Below are 14628 nucleotides of genomic sequence, written 5' to 3'. Positions count from 1 at the left end.
TCGTCAGGGCGCCCCGAACAGGTCTTCCTGGGCGGACTCGCGGGCCGTGAGCAGTGCTCCGCGCAGGACACCGCCGCCGCCCAGGACGCCCGGCCGGACCTCGGTGGGCAGGGGCGTCATGCGCCGGAGCCGCCGCGCGACCCGCCCGGCCAGTTCCTCTCCGCCCGCCTGCCCGACCTCGCCCCCGAGGACCACGCACCCGGGGTCGAGAACGGCGACGACGGAGGCGGCACCGAGGGCGAGGCGGTCGGCGAGGGCCTCCAGGAACCGGCCGGCGGGCGAGGCCTGACCCTCGCCCTGGCCCTCAGCCTCGTCCCGCGCCCCCGTCGCCCGTACCGCCTCCCGCACCACCGCCGCCGCAGGCGGCTCGTCCCCCTCCGCCACGGCGGTCAGACCGTACCGGCCCGCCAGGGCCACGATCGCCGCCGAGCCGGCCAGCGAGTGGAAGCCTCCCTCGCAGTCCGTGGCCGACGGCAGGCCGGTCGTGCCCGGCACCGGCAGGAAGCCGATCTCGCCCGTGCCGCCGGAGGCGCCGCGGCGCAGGGTGCCGTCGAGGACGACGGCGGCGCCGGTGCCGTGGCCGAGCCAGAGCAGGACGAAGGTGGCGCGGTCCCGGGCGCCGCCCTCACGCTGTTCGGCGAGGGCGGCGAGGTTGGTCTCGTTCTCGACGCTCACGCGCGCGTACGGGAACCGTTCCTGGAGTGCGGCCACCAGGCGGCGGTGCCACTCGGGCAGGCCCGTGGTGTTCCGCAGCTCGCCGAGAGCGGGGTCGATCAGTCCGGGCGCGCCGATGCCCACGGTGTGCAGCCGGTCGGCGCCGGCCTCCTTGACGGCCTGCTCGACCAGCGTCACCGCCTGTTCGACGGCGGGGCCGGTGCCGGCGTCGCCGGCGATCGGCACGGAGGCCTCCGCCAGCACCCGGCCCACCAGATCGGACACGCGCACGGCGACGCCCTCGGTGCGCACGTCCAGCGCCGCCAGGTGGGCGCGGTCGGCGACCAGGCCGTACACCTTGGCGTTGGGTCCGCGCCGCTGCTCCCCCGCCTCTCCCACGACCTCGATCAGCCCGGCGGCCGCCAGGCGCTCGACCAGGTCGGCGACCGTCGGCCGGGACAGGCCGGTGAGCTGCTTCAACCGCCTTGCCGTCAACGGGCCTTCGTCCTGCAACAGCCGCAGGGCGAGCCGGTCGTTGAGGGCCCGGGCGGTGCTCGGGGATGCGGGCATGCGGGGAATCCTCCCACGGCCGGACGGTCGGGACCGGCCGAACACTCTCTTTTTATCAGGCAGGGTTCCTGATAGTTTGCGACGGCATCGCGGCGGGGCGGTGCCGAACCGTGGGAGGCGGGAGAATGAGCCAGGTGGTCCAGGCACCGACGGAGGTACGGCGCGCCCGGTACGCCGTGGCCGCCGTGTTCACCGTGCACGGCGCGGTCACCGGCTCCTTCGCCACCCGTGTGCCGTGGATCCAGGACCACGCCGGAGTGAGCGCCGGACAGCTCGGCTTCGCCCTGGCCTTCACGGCGTTGGGCGCCTCGTGCGCGATGCCGCTGGCCGGCCGGATCACCCACCGCCACGGCAGCCGTACGGCCCTGCGCGGTCTGCTCGCACTGTGGACGCTGTCGCTGGTCCTGCCCGCGCTCGCGCCCAACCTCCTCACCCTGTGCCTGGCGATGTTCACGTACGGCGCGACCTCCGGCACGGCCGACGTGGCGATGAACGCGCTCGGTGTGGAGGTGGAGCGGCAGCTCGGCAGGTCGATCATGTCCGGGTTGCACGGCATGTGGAGCGCGGGCGCGCTGATCGGCTCGGCGGGCGGCACGCTCGCCGCGCACCTGGGCGCCGACGCACGCGTGCACCACGCGCTGGCGGCGGGTGTCCTCACCGTGCTGGGCCTGCTGGCCTGTCACTGGGTGCTGGACCTGCGGCCCACCGAGGACGAGGAGCCGCCCCCGAGGTTCGCGCTGCCCCCGCGCTCGGCGCTGCTGATCGGCGCGGTCGGGTTCTGCGCGGTGTTCGCGGAGGGCGCGAGCCTGGACTGGTCGGCGGTCTATCTGCGCGACCAGCTGGAGACGTCGGCCGGGCTGGCCGCGGCCTGCACGACCGGCTTCATGTTCACGATGGCGGCGGCCCGGATCGCGGGCGACGCGGTGGTGAACCGCTTCGGCGCGGTGCGCACCGTCCGGGCGGGCGGCCTTCTCGCCACGCTGGGCGGGCTGTCGATCGTGCTCGCCGGGAATCCCGCGGTCGCGATGGCCGGGTTCGGGCTGCTGGGCCTGGGGATCGCCGTCGTCGTCCCGCTGTGCTTCGCGGCGGCCGGGCACAGCGGGCCGAACCCCAGTCAGGCCATCGCGGGCGTCGCGACGATCACCTACACGTCCGGGCTGGTCGCCCCGAGCCTGATCGGCGGGGTGGCGCAGGCGACCAGCCTGATGGTGTCGTTCGCCGTGGTGACGGTGCTCGCGTTCGGGCTCGTGGTGTTCGCGGGGGTGCTGCGGACCGGCGGCCGCCGGAGCGCGGAGGTCAGTCCGCGGGCCGCAGCAGTTCCCGACCCGCGGCCCTGAGGGTCTCGCTCCAGGGCGCGGGGCGCATGGTCGCCGCGTCCAGCCGGACGAGGACCCGGGTGCCCCGCGCGTACGTGACCGTCCCGTCCTGCGAGCAGAACCGGAAGCCGTACGTCAGGCCGGTGGTGCCGAGCCGTTCCACCCAGAGGTGGACGGCGTACGCACCCGGCCGGGTGACCGGCGCCTCGTAGCTGACGCGCAGTTCCCTGACCGCGTTGCAGGCGTCGCCGGCCGTCGCCCAGTCGCCCTCGAAGCGGACGCCGTACTCCCGGCACAGCTCGGTCCAGGCACGCTCCACCATCAGCGGGTAGCGGGCGTTGTGCAGCAGCCCGAGCGCGTCCAGGTCGTCGAAGTGGACGGTGACGGGGATCAGCCGGCCGTACGACAGGGCGGGGGCGATCGGGGCTTCGGCGGTCACGGGCGGGACTCCTGGGTGTATGGGGCAACGACACCTATCCTAAGCGGTCGCTCACCCTCTCCACTCACATGAGAATGATCCGGACAGAGGTAACCCCCACCAGGAACCCCCCAACCCCCAAGAACACCCGCACCCGCACGAAAGCGAAACCCACACCATGGATCTCGGCGTCCGCTGGAAACTGCACGGCGACGGACGCACCCCGGCGCCCGGCGCGGTGGTCCGCCCCGACGAACGGCTCTCCTGGCCCCGTACGGCCGGCCTCGGCGCCCAGCACGTGGTGGCGATGTTCGGGGCGTCCTTCGTCGCACCCGTCCTGATGGGCCTCGATCCCAACCTCGCCATCATGATGTCCGGCGTCGCGACCGTGATCTTCCTGCTCGCGACCCGTGGCCGGGTGCCCAGCTACCTCGGCTGCTCGCTCTCCTTCGTGGGCGTGGCGGCGGTCATCCGGGCGCAGGGCGGCACGAGCGCGACCGTCACCGGCGCGGTGCTCGTCGTGGGCGTCGCGTTGTTCCTGGTCGGGGTGGCCGTGCAGCGGTTCGGGGCGCGGATCGTCCACGTGGCGATGCCGCCGGTCGTGACCGGCGCGGTCGTGATGCTGATCGGCTTCAACCTCGCCCCGGTGACCGCCTCCACGTACTGGCCGCAGGACCAGTGGACGGCCCTGCTGGTGATGCTGTTCACCGCTCTGGCGGTGGTCTGTCTGCGCGGTTTCTGGTCCCGGATCGCGATCTTCCTCGGGCTGGTCTTCGGTTACGGCGTCTCCTGGGCCTTCGACCGGATCTTCGGCCGGATCCACTCGGCCGACGCGAGCGGCAAGGTCACCGACCACTGGCGGCTCGACCTCTCCGGTGTCGGACGGGCCGACTGGGTCGGGCTGCCGGACTTCCACGGCCCGGCCTTCCAGTGGTCGGCGATCCTGGTCGCGCTGCCCGTCGTCATCGCCCTGGTCGCGGAGAACGCCGGACACGTCAAGGCGGTCGGCGAGATGACCGGTGACCCGCTGGACGACAAGCTCGGTACGGCGATCTCGGCCGACGGCCTCGGCTCGGTGCTGTCCACCGCGGTGGGCGGCCCGCCCAACACCACCTACTCCGAGAACATCGGCGTGATGGCCGCGACCCGCGTCTACTCCACGGCCGCCTACTGGGCCGCGGCCGGCTTCGCGCTCCTGTTCGGCCTGTGCCCCAAGTTCGGCGCGGTGGTGGCCGCGATCCCGGGCGGCGTCCTCGGCGGCATCACCGTCATCCTCTACGGCATGATCGGCCTGCTCGGCGCCCAGATCTGGCTCAACGCGGGCGTCGACCTGCGCAACCCGCTGAACCTGGTCCCGGCCGCCGCCGGCATCATCATCGGCGTCGGCAACGTGACGATGAAGTTCACCGACACGTTCTCGCTCAGCGGTATCGCGCTGGGCACGCTGGTCGTCGTCACCGGCTACCACACCCTGCGCGTCCTCGCCCCGGGCCACCTCAAGCCGCAGGAACCGCTCCTGGACGAGGGCACCAGCTCCTACGACGAGGCGAGCTCGTAGGCGTAGGAGGGGCTGAACTCGCCCGCCGCGCCCCGGCAGCCGTCGGACTCCCCGGGCGGCTTCACCCACAGGTAGGCGTCGATGCGCGCCTCGCCGGTGGCGAAGGTGGGTGCGCGGCCGATCCTCCGCCCGGCGGGGTCGCACCACTCGCCCTCGCGGGGCGCCCCGTTCCCGTTGCGGCTGGTGTCGATGACCGCGCCGAGGTCCGGCGGACCGCCGAGGGCGTCCAGGACGCGCCGGTCGTAGGCGCTCTCGTCGGCCGTGCCGCGGAAGTTGGAGACATTGCTGAAGACGCCGTCGGCCGAGGCGGCGCCCGCCTGCCGCAGGAGCGCCGCCTGCTTCTCCGGGGCGTTCCAGCCGGAGTGGCCTGCGTCGTAGTAGACGCGGGCCCGGGGGTTCGCCGCCTTCAGGACGCGCCCGGCGCGGGCCAGCGAGGCGAAGCGGTCGGCCCGCCGGGCCTCGGGGAGACACCCGGCCTGGGCGATCGAGTCGGGCTCCAGGATGACGACGGTCTCGCCGGAGCCGAGTCCCGCGGCGAACCGGTCGATCCAGCCGTCGTAGGCGTCCAGGTCGGGTGCCCCGCCCTCGGAGGCGCCGCCGCAGTCGCGGTCCGGGATCGCGTACGCCACGAGGACGGGCACCCGGTCCTGCGCCGCGGCGGCCGAGGTGACCGCGCGGACCCGTGAGGTGACCGTGCCGGGCGCGTACTCGGTGAACCACACGGCCGTCGGCCGGCTCGCGATCCGGGACTCGATGACGGGGCGGCGCGGGTCGCCGGGATGGGTGCGGACCCATTCGAGGACCTGGGAGTCGGGATGGCGGTAGAGGCGCGGGGACTCGGTGGGCACGGGCCGCGACGGCGGGGCGCTCGGGGTCGCCGGGCCGCTCGACGGCGCCGGAGAGGGCGCCGCGGACACGACCGACGCGCTCTCCCGCGCCCCGGCCCGCCTCGGGTCCTCCGGTCCGCCGTCTCCCCCGCCGAACACGGCCGTCGCCGCGGCGGCGATGCCCAGCGCGACGGCCGCCGAGGCGGCCGCGACCCGGACACCGCGCCGTGTGACCCGCCGCTCGTGTGACCCCGACACCGTGCTGTCCCCTTCCCGCGTGACAGGCCCGTTCCCCCGTTCCGGGGAAGCGCCGGGCTCGCCGGCGCGCGGGCCGGCCCAGGGCTGGGACCCTTCCCCCATGCCGCAATGGGAACAGTTCACCCCTACCGTAGACATGGCCCCGCACCGGGCTCTCGACACGGACGTGCCCGACGTGCTCGCCCGGATGCGCGCCCTCGACGCGGTCCTGCCGCCCCACGACGGGGTGGCGGTCTTCAACCGGGTCTACCTTGCCGTGACCCGGGAGGTCGGCCGGCGGATCGACACGGGCGGGTTCACGGACGCGGGGGCCGCGCGCACGCTGGACGTCCTGTTCGCGGACCGCTACCTGGCCGCGGTGGACGCGGCCACGGCCGACCGGCGCCCCCCGGCCTGCTGGCGCCCGCTGTTCCAGATGCGCCGCCATCCCGGCGTACGTCCGCTGCAGTTCGCGCTCGCGGGCATCAACGCGCACATCGGGCACGACCTGGCGCTCGCCGTCGTGGACGCCTGTCGTGGCCTCGGCTGCGAACCGGCCGACCTGGAGGACGAGTACGACCGGGTGGGCGACCTCCTGGTCGCGCTGGAGGAACGCATCCGCGAGGAGCTGATGCCGGGCCCCGACCTGCTCCAGCTCGCCGATCCGCTCACCCATCTGCTCGGCTCGTGGAGTCTGGAGCGCGCCCGGGACGCCACCTGGACGGCGGCCCGGGCGCTGTGGGCCCTGCGCCGGCTCCCGGACGTCGCCGAGGAGTTCACCGAACGCCTCGACACGGCGGTCGGCTTCGCGGGCCGCATGCTGCTCACACCGCTGTGAGCGCCGTCAGTCCTCCGGCAGTTCCACCGGCGCGATCTCGTCGTACACGTCGCCCGGGCCCGGGTTGGTCGCGTCCGTCGCGCCGCCGAAGTGGTGCATGACGCCCCAGACGGCGTTCAGCGCGGTCTGCACGGCGCCCTCGGCCCAGCCCGCCGTCCAGGAGATGTCGTCGCCGGCCAGGAAGATGCCCCGCTTGTCGGCGGGCAGCCGGTCCTGCATGAAGTGGGTGAACAGACGCCGCTGGTAGCGGTAGTGGCCGGGCAGGTTGGCCTTGAACGCGCCCATGAAGTAGGGCTCGTTCTCCCAGGAGACGGTCACCGGGTTGCCGATGACGTGCTTCCTGATGTCGACGTTCGGATAGATCTCGCCGAGCGACTTCAGCATGACCTCCATCCGCTCGTTCGCGGACAGCGGCAGCCACTTCAGGCTGTCGTCGCACCACGTGTACGAGAGGCAGATGACGGCCGGCTTGTCCGGACCGTCGTCCAGGAGGTACGTGCCGCGGGTCATGCGGTCGGTGAGCGTCATCGACATGACGTCGCGGCCCGTCTCCTCGTCCTTGTCCAGCCAGAACGGCCGGTCCACGGGCACGAAGAGCTTGCTGGACTCCATGTAGTGGGTGCGCTCGATCGCCGTCCAGTGGTCGATCGGGAAGAGCGAGTCGTCGCAGGCGATCTTGGAGAGCAGCATCCAGGACTGGGCGGTGAAGATCGCCGCCTGGTACGTGCGGATGTCGCCGTTCGCGTCCGTCACCGTGATCCGGTTGCCCGCGGTGCGGTGCAGCCGGGTCACGGCCGGGCGGGGCTCGCCGCCCTCGTGCAGGCTCGCGAGCGAGGTGCCCCGGGCCCAGTGGACGATCTTCTCCGGCTCGCGCTCCCAGAGCCGCAGCGGGAGCTGCTGGCTGCCGCCGACGATGCCGCGGTGGTGGTCGTCGGCCTCGGTGTAGACGACACGCAGGATCTCCAGGATGGAGTTCGGGAAGTCCGTGTCCCAGCCGCCCGTGCCGAAGCCGACCTGGCCGAAGATCTCGCGGTGCCGGAAGGACTTGAACGCCTCGGAGTCGCAGAGGAAGCCGTAGAAGGTCTGGTTGTCGAGCTTCTCGACGAGCCTCGCCCAGATCTCGCGGATGCGCGGCACGTCCCGCTCGCGCATCGCGCGGTTCATGTCCGAGAAGTCGGCGCCTTCTTCGAGGCACTTGTTCCAGGCCTCGGCGACATCGCGGTAGACCTGCGGCAGGTCGTCGATCGTCTCGGCGTAGTACGACTCGCCCTTGAGGTCGACGACCGTCGAAGGGGTCGCCTCCGCAAGGGGGTTGGGGAAGGGCCGGGTCTCCAGGCCCACCAGGTCGATGTAGTGCTGGAGGGCCGTGGAGGAGGGCGGGAAGCGCATCGCGCCCATCTCGGCGGTGAGGGAGGGGTCGCAGCCGTCGAAGCCGACGGTCCGCAGCCGCCCGCCGATCCGGTCGGCCTCGTACACGACCGGCTTGAGGCCCATCTTCATGAGCTCGTAGGCGGCGACGATGCCCGACAGTCCGCCGCCGATGACGGCGACCTCGCTGCCGTGCTCGGTCGCCGGAATCTGGCCGAGCCCCGCCGGATGGGCGAGGAAGTCGTCGTACGCGTACGGGAAGTCCGGGCCGAACATGGTGATCGGCGGCTGCTGCTCGTCTGCGTGCTCGACGGCGTTGGGCACCGTGGACGTCATGGGGTACGGACTCCTTGCGACAAAGAAAACTGCGTCAGGGAAGGGCGGGGGTTCAGACCAGGGACCCGTAGAGGCCGGGGCGGCGGTCCTTCAGGTACGGGTTGGCCTCGCGGGAGGCGGCGAGCAGGACCGGGTCGGCGTCGGCGAGGACCAGTTCCTCACCGCGTCCCGCCCGGGCGCGGGCGACCCCGTCGGGACCGGCGAGCGTGGAGAGCCCGACGAACTCGAACTCGCCCTCCTGGCCGACCCGGTTGACGTAGGCGACGTACATCTGGCTCTCGAAGGCGCGCACCGGGATCACCGACTCGGCGACGAACTGGAAGGGGTGCATCTGCGCGGTCGGGACGACGAGGAGGTCCGTGCCGGCCAGGGCGTGGGCCCGGACGTTCTCCGGGAACTCGACGTCGTAGCAGATCATGAGGCCGACGGTGAGGCCGCCCAGCTCGGCCTGGACGACCGGCTGCTCCCCCGGCGTGAAGTGGTCGCGCTCGAAGCAGCCGAAGAGGTGGGTCTTGCGGTAGTTGGCGAGACGGGTCCCGTCGGCGGAGATCAGCTGCGCGGAGTTGTGGACCGTCTCGCCGGACCGCTCCGGGTAGCCGTAGACGAGCGCCACCCCGTGCCGGGCGGCCAGCTCGGCGACCGCGTCCGCGGAGTCGCCGTCGGCGGGCTCGGCGAGCCGGGCGATGTCGTCGCCGATCGCGTACCCGGTGAGGAACATCTCCGGCGCGACGAGCAGCCCGGCGCCGGCGGCGGCGGCGCGGCCCGCGGCCTCGTCGAGGACCTTGAGGTTCTCGACGACCGAGCCGGGGCGGCCGGAGCTCTGGAGCAGGGCTGTGCGCATGCGGGATCCTCACCGGTACGAGGGGGTTCGGGGTCTCCTAGAAGGTACGGTCGGCCGCGCGGGCCGGACAAGAAGGAGCCGTTGCGCGCCGATGAGCGGATCGTTGCGTGCCACGGGCGTCCGGCGGCGATTCGTTGCGCACCCTCACCCCCGCTCCCTTCCGCCCCCGCCCCCGGCTCTTCCGCCCCCGCTTTCTTCCGCCTCATCCCCGTTTCCCTCCCCGGGCCACGGCCGTCGCCGTGACCAGGTACGGCACCGCGCACAGCGCGAAGGCCAGGGCGTGGCCGCCCGTGGCGGCGAGGAGGGCGTAGGTGCCGTAGACGCCGATGGTCACCGCCTCCGTGCCCAGGCTCGCGACCGAGGTGAGGGTGGCCCGGCCGCCCTCCTGGATGCGGTGCTGGAGGCGGACGTCGGCCAGCACGGTGGCCAGCTGGAAGCCGCCGAAGGCGAGGGCGACGAGAGCGAACCCGGCGGGCGTCCGGGTCAGGGCGCCGGCCGCGAGGGCGAGCGCGGACGCCGTGAGCAGCGCGGCGAACCCGGTCCGGCCCAGCCGCTCGGCGGGCCCGGCCAGCAGGCTGCCGGCCGTGACGCCGGCCCAGATCAGCATCAGCAGGTAGGGGACGGCCGCGTCCGGGATTCCGGTGTCCCGGGCCAGCAGCGAGGTGTACTCGTCGAGAGCGCCCCAGACCGCGGCGACGGCCGGCACGAGCAGCAGGGCACCGCGGACCGAGCGGTCCCGGCGGGCCTCGCCGAGTCCGGCCCGCAGGGTCGCGGCCCAGCCGGTGCCGTCGTCCTCGTCCCCGCCCTCGCCCCCGGTGGCGGGGGCGCGGTGCTCGGGGAAGCGCGTCGCGGTCGCGGCGCAGAGCAGACAGGCCAGCACGCTGGCCGCGCCGACGGCCGGATGACCGCCGTACGCGAAGACCGGGCCCGCCAGGCCCATGGCGGCCATCGCGGCGGCCTGCCCGACGGCGTGGGCGCGGCCCATCACCCGGGCGTACCGGCCCTCGGCGCCGAGCCGCCGCAGCTCCTCGTAGACCAGGGCCTCCAGCGCACCGGAGCCCAGCGCGCCGCGCGCGCCCCACAGGACGAAGCCGGCCGCGAAGGACGCGTACGAGGGGACGAGCACCCACAGGGCGAAGCCCGCGGCGCCCAGCAGCGGGCCGAGCCACAGCAGTACCCGTCGGGAGACGGCGTCGGCCCAGGCGCCGGAGGGCACCTCCAGCAGGACGCCGGTCAGGGACCACAGCACGAAGAGCGAGGAGATCTGCCCGACGGACAGCCCGGTGTCCGCGAAGAGCAGCGCGTACACCGGGTAGAGCAGCACGAACTCGTCGAGGAACGCGTACGCGTACAGCGTGGCGGTCAGTCGACGAGTACCGGGGCCGGTCGTGGATCAATGTCGCCAGGTCATGCCACCGATGGTAGACAGCGCCTGCCCCGCTGCCCAGCGAATTGCGGCGGCCGTCGCGGTGCCCTGGAGGGAGGAGCCGGCCTCGCCGGCCGCCGCGTGGGGCGGGTCAGGTGGGAGAGCCCGAGGAGAAGCGCCTCAGCAGCGGGGACAGCACCAGCACCGACTTCGTCCGTTCCACGAAGGGCTCGCCCGCGATGCGTTCCAGGACGCGTTCGAAGTGGCGCATGTCCGCGGCGAAGACCTGGGCGACCGCGTCGGCGTCCCCGGTGACGGTGGAGGCGGCCACGACCTCCTGGTAGCGCTCCAGGCCCCGCTGGATGGTCTCCGGGGAGGTGTTGCGCCGGCAGTAGATCTCGACGAACCCCTCGGTCTCCCAGCCGAGGGCCGCCGGATCCACCCGTACGGTGAATCCGGTGATGGCTCCGGTGGCCCGCAGCCGGTCCACGCGCCGCTTCACGGCGGGCGCGGACAGGCCGACCAGGTGCCCGATGTCCGCGTAGGAGCGGCGGGCGTCCTCGGCGAGGGCGTGCACGATGCGTTCGTCGAGATCGTTCAGCACGGTCGGTTGATCACTTCTCAGCTGGTGCGGGGGTGGCGAGTCGGGAGCGGCGGTGGCCGTACACGAAGTAGAACACGAGGCCGACGGCCATCCAGACTCCGAAGACCACCCAGGTGACGGCCGAGAGGCTGCCCATCATCCACACGCAGAAGCCGAAGCCCAGGGCCGGCAGGACCGGTGAGAGCGGCACCCGGAAGGTGCGGGGCATCTCCGGACGGGTCCGGCGCAGCACCACGACGGCCACGTTGACCAGCGCGAAGGCGAACAGCGTGCCGATGCTGGTGGCGTCGGCCAGCTGGCCCAGCGGGATGGCCGCGGCGAGGACGCCGCAGAACAGGGAGACGATCAGCGTGTTGGCGCGGGGCGTACCGGTCTTCGGGTGGACCTTGGCGAACACCTTGGGCACCAGCCCGTCCCGGGACATGGCGAAGAGGATGCGGGTCTGGCCGTACAGCACGGTCAGGACGACGCTCGCGATGGCGATGACCGCGCAGAAGGCGAGCAGGGTTCCCCAGAAGCCCTGTCCGGTCACCTCGCGCATGATCTGCGCCAGTGCGGCCTCGGAGTCCCCGAACCGCTGCCAGGGCTTGGCGCCGACGGCCACGGCCGCGACGAGGACGTACAGCGCGGTGACGATGACGAGCGAGAGCATGATGGCCCGCGGCAGATCGCGCTGCGCGTCCTTCGCCTCCTCGCCGGCCGTGGACGCGGCGTCGAAGCCGATGTACGAGAAGAACAGCGTGGCGCCGGCCGCGCTGACGCCCGCCATGCCCAGCGGCATGAAGTTCTCGTAGTTGCCGGAGCGGAAGCCCTGGACGCCGATGGCGCAGAACAGCACCAGTGCGGCGATCTTGACGGCCACCATCACGGTGTTGGCGCGCGCGGACTCCCGGGCCCCGCCCAGCAGGAAGGCCATCGCGAGCATGACGACGATCAGGGCCGGGAGGTTGAAGACGCCCCCGTCGCCGGGCGGTGCCGACAGGGCGTCCGGGATGGTGACGCCCAGGGTCCCGTCGAGCAGCTCGTTGAGGTACTCGCCCCAGCCGACCGCCACGGCGGCGACCGAGACGCCGTACTCCAGGACCAGACACCAGCCGCAGACCCAGGCGATCAGTTCACCCATCGTTGCGTACGCGTACGAGTACGAGGATCCGGCGACCGGGATGGTGCCGGCCAGCTCGGCGTAGGACAGGGCCGAGAAGAGCGCCGTGAGACCGGCGATCACGAACGAGAGTGTGACGGCGGGGCCGGCCTTGGGGACGGCCTCGCCGAGGACGACGAAGATGCCCGTGCCGAGCGTCGCCCCGATGCTGATCATGGTGAGCTGCCACAGCCCGAGGGAACGCCTCAGCGCCCCTCCCTCACCCTGGCCGCCCTCGGCGACCAGGTGTTCCACGGGCTTGCGCCGCATGAGGCGCGCGCCGAGCCCCTGGGACGGCGGGGCGGCCTGGGTGCGGTCTTTCGGGGGTGCGCTTTGGTCGAGCACGCGCTGACTCCTTCGTCGGTGCCTCTCGACGCGAGGGGGACCGGCGGGCACACCTGCGCAGACAGGAACCCACCGAGCGGGGTCCCCGCCACGCCACGTACAGCGCACGACCCTATGAGCAGGGACGTAGCGGTCGTAATGTTGCAACCTTGCGCACCCACGCAAGATCGTTGCGTTCACGGCACGAAGGCGCGCTTTTCGTTGCAGGCCGTCTTAACGCACCCTCGAAAGGGCGCGGGAAGTGCGCGGCCGGCCCTCGCCGGCCCGCGGCGGCCCGCGGCGGACGGACGGCCCCGCCCGGTTCGGCCGATGGGCTACCAGCTGGCGTGCAAGGGCTTGCCCTCCGCGTATCCGGCCGCGCTCTGGATGCCCACGACGGCCTTCTCGGCGAACTCCTCGAGGGAGCCCGCGCCGGCGTAGGTGCACGAGGAGCGGACGCCCGCGATGATCGAGTCGATCAGGTCCTCGACGCCCGGCCGGGCCGGGTCGAGGAACATCCGGGAGGTGGAGATGCCCTCCTCGAACAGCGCCTTGCGGGCGCGGTCGTAGGCCGACTCCTCCGACGTGCGGTTGCGCACGGCGCGCGCGGAGGCCATGCCGAAGGACTCCTTGTACGGGCGGCCGTCCGCGTCGTGCTGGAGGTCGCCCGGCGACTCGTAGGTGCCCGCGAACCAGGAGCCGACCATCACGTTGGACGCGCCCGCGGCCAGCGCCATGGCGACGTCACGGGGGTGCCGGACACCGCCGTCGGCCCAGACGTGCTTGCCGTACTTCCTGGCCTCGGCGGCGCACTCCAGGACCGCCGAGAACTGCGGGCGGCCGACGCCGGTCATCATGCGGGTGGTGCACATGGCGCCGGGGCCGACGCCCACCTTGATGATGTCGGCACCCGCCTCGACGAGGTCCTTGACGCCCTCGGCGGCGACGATGTTGCCGGCGGCGATCGGCACCCTCGGGTCCAGTGCCCGCACGGTCCGGATGGCGTTGATCATCGACTCCTGGTGGCCGTGTGCCGTGTCGATGACGAGCGTGTCGACGCCCGCGTCCAGCAGCTGCTTGGCCTTGCCCGCCACGTCGCCGTTGATGCCGACGGCGGCGGCGATGCGCAGCTTGCCCCGCGCGTCGGTGGCCGGCGTGTACAGCGTGGCGCGCAGGGCGCCCTTGCGGGTCAGGATGCCGGCGAGCTTGCCGTCCTTGTGGACGGCCGGGGCGTACCGGCGGTTGGCCGCGTCGAGGGTGTTGAAGGCCTCGCGCGGGTCGATGTCGGCGTCGAGGAGCAGCAGGTCTCGGGACATGACGACCTCGAGCTGCGTGAAGCGGTCGACTCCGCTGAGGTCCCGGTCGGTGACGACACCGACCGGCCGGAAGTCCTCGTCGACGACGACGCCCGCGTTGTGCGCGCGCTTGGGCAGCAGTGAGAGGGCGTCGGCGACGGTCTGGTGCGGGGCGAGCACGATCGGGGTGTCCAGGACCAGGTCACGGCTCTTGACCCAGCTGACGACGTCGGTCACGACGTCGATCGGGATGTCCTGCGGGATCACGACGAGTCCGCCGCGCCGGGCCACGGTCTCGGCCATCCGGCGGCCGGCGACGGCCGTCATGTTGGCGACGACCAGCGGAATCGTGGTGCCCGTGCCGTCCGGGGAGGAGAGGTCCACGTCCTGACGCGATCCGACCGCGCTGCGGCTCGGCACCATGAAGACGTCGTCGTAGGTCAGGTCGTAGGCGGGCTGGATGTCGTTGAGGAAACGCACGTGCTGCACATCCCAGTCGATCAGAGGTGACCCCCTGACAGGTCAGCCAGGGGGAAGAGCACGTACTTCATTCTCCCATGACGACCGCGACGCAGTGGCCGGACAGAACATCCAAGCAGCTCACAGGGCTGTTAGGAGGATCCTCCGAGAGCGAGCACGACGGAGAGCGCCGGCACGTGGTTCGCGGCCGACGAGAAGACCTCCTGCGCGATCTCCCACTCCTCCGGCCGCACCTTCGCGTACGGCTGCCAGTTCCGTACGACGACCAGCACCGGTCCCGCCTCGGGTCCGTCCGGCAGGTCGGTGAGACTGTCCGCGAGGGCGTCCCAGTTGCGGCCGAACCAGTCGGGCAACTCCAGGTCCCGGACACAGCGGTCCATCAGCGCCGCCTTGTCCATGACCCCGTCGAGGTCCAGCGTGAGCACATGCTCGGTCATCCGGGCACCGTCCTGAGC

General features: G+C 72.7%; 13 protein-coding genes. 3 read left to right on the top strand and 10 right to left on the bottom strand.

Annotation, left to right across the window (positions count from 1 at the left end; all coding sequences use genetic code 11):
* Nucleotides 1-3: 3 nt before the first annotated feature.
* Complete coding sequence (locus tag ACFY2L_RS31535) at nt 4-1224, bottom strand: ROK family transcriptional regulator (RefSeq protein ID WP_390662369.1); 1221 nt, start codon at nt 1222-1224, stop codon at nt 4-6.
* Nucleotides 1225-1349: 125 nt separating this feature from the next.
* Here ACFY2L_RS31535 and ACFY2L_RS31530 point away from each other — a divergent pair, with 125 nt between their 5' ends.
* On the top strand, nt 1350-2561 hold the full coding sequence (locus tag ACFY2L_RS31530) for an MFS transporter (protein WP_390824060.1): 1212 nt from the start codon (nt 1350-1352) through the stop codon (nt 2559-2561).
* Here the strand turns inward: ACFY2L_RS31530 and ACFY2L_RS31525 are convergent.
* Nucleotides 2521-2979, bottom strand: coding sequence for an acyl-CoA thioesterase (locus tag ACFY2L_RS31525; protein WP_390662367.1), 459 nt, complete (start codon nt 2977-2979; stop codon nt 2521-2523). The genes ACFY2L_RS31530 and ACFY2L_RS31525 overlap by 41 nt on opposite strands.
* 157 nt (nt 2980-3136) lie before the next feature.
* Between ACFY2L_RS31525 and ACFY2L_RS31520 the strand changes: the two genes are divergently transcribed.
* Nucleotides 3137-4516: a uracil-xanthine permease family protein gene (locus ACFY2L_RS31520; RefSeq protein WP_390662366.1), complete on the top strand. Its 1380-nt coding sequence runs from the start codon at nt 3137-3139 to the stop codon at nt 4514-4516.
* Here ACFY2L_RS31520 and ACFY2L_RS31515 read toward each other — a convergent pair.
* Nucleotides 4495-5601, bottom strand: coding sequence for a glycoside hydrolase family 6 protein (locus tag ACFY2L_RS31515; RefSeq protein WP_390824059.1), 1107 nt, complete (start codon nt 5599-5601; stop codon nt 4495-4497). The genes ACFY2L_RS31520 and ACFY2L_RS31515 overlap by 22 nt on opposite strands.
* A gap of 136 nt (nt 5602-5737) precedes the next feature.
* Here ACFY2L_RS31515 and ACFY2L_RS31510 point away from each other — a divergent pair, with 136 nt between their 5' ends.
* The gene (locus ACFY2L_RS31510; protein ID WP_390824092.1) at nt 5738-6418 is read left to right on the top strand and encodes a DUF5995 family protein; all 681 of its coding nucleotides are present in this window, start codon (nt 5738-5740) and stop codon (nt 6416-6418) included.
* A gap of 6 nt (nt 6419-6424) precedes the next feature.
* Here ACFY2L_RS31510 and ACFY2L_RS31505 read toward each other — a convergent pair whose 3' ends face one another.
* The 7 genes from ACFY2L_RS31505 to ACFY2L_RS31475 all read right to left on the bottom strand — a co-directional run bounded on the left by ACFY2L_RS31505 (nt 6425) and on the right by ACFY2L_RS31475 (nt 14610).
* The gene (locus tag ACFY2L_RS31505; RefSeq protein ID WP_390824058.1) at nt 6425-8122 is read right to left on the bottom strand and encodes a flavin monoamine oxidase family protein; all 1698 of its coding nucleotides are present in this window, start codon (nt 8120-8122) and stop codon (nt 6425-6427) included.
* A 52-nt stretch (nt 8123-8174) separates the two neighbouring features.
* Complete coding sequence (locus tag ACFY2L_RS31500; protein ID WP_390662362.1) at nt 8175-8963, bottom strand: carbon-nitrogen hydrolase family protein; 789 nt, start codon at nt 8961-8963, stop codon at nt 8175-8177.
* Between the two features lie 202 nt (nt 8964-9165).
* Nucleotides 9166-10329, bottom strand: a complete 1164-nt coding sequence (locus ACFY2L_RS31495; protein WP_390824091.1) for an MFS transporter — start codon at nt 10327-10329, stop codon at nt 9166-9168.
* Nucleotides 10330-10480: 151 nt separating this feature from the next.
* Complete coding sequence (locus ACFY2L_RS31490; RefSeq protein ID WP_390662361.1) at nt 10481-10933, bottom strand: Lrp/AsnC family transcriptional regulator; 453 nt, start codon at nt 10931-10933, stop codon at nt 10481-10483.
* A gap of 10 nt (nt 10934-10943) precedes the next feature.
* The gene (locus ACFY2L_RS31485; RefSeq protein ID WP_390824057.1) at nt 10944-12419 is read right to left on the bottom strand and encodes an amino acid permease; all 1476 of its coding nucleotides are present in this window, start codon (nt 12417-12419) and stop codon (nt 10944-10946) included.
* A gap of 314 nt (nt 12420-12733) precedes the next feature.
* Nucleotides 12734-14173, bottom strand: a complete 1440-nt coding sequence (locus ACFY2L_RS31480; protein ID WP_390824090.1) for a GuaB1 family IMP dehydrogenase-related protein — start codon at nt 14171-14173, stop codon at nt 12734-12736.
* A gap of 131 nt (nt 14174-14304) precedes the next feature.
* Nucleotides 14305-14610 (bottom strand): barstar family protein, encoded by a 306-nt coding sequence (locus ACFY2L_RS31475; RefSeq protein ID WP_390662359.1) that lies wholly within the window; start codon nt 14608-14610, stop codon nt 14305-14307.
* Nucleotides 14611-14628 lie beyond the last annotated feature (18 nt).

It is taken from the genome of Streptomyces sp. NPDC001381, from assembly GCF_042895685.1.
Lineage (GTDB): Bacteria > Actinomycetota > Actinomycetes > Streptomycetales > Streptomycetaceae > Streptomyces.
The sequence above is the reverse complement of the archived record's forward strand: the minus strand, read 5'-3'. Positions and strand labels throughout refer to the sequence as shown.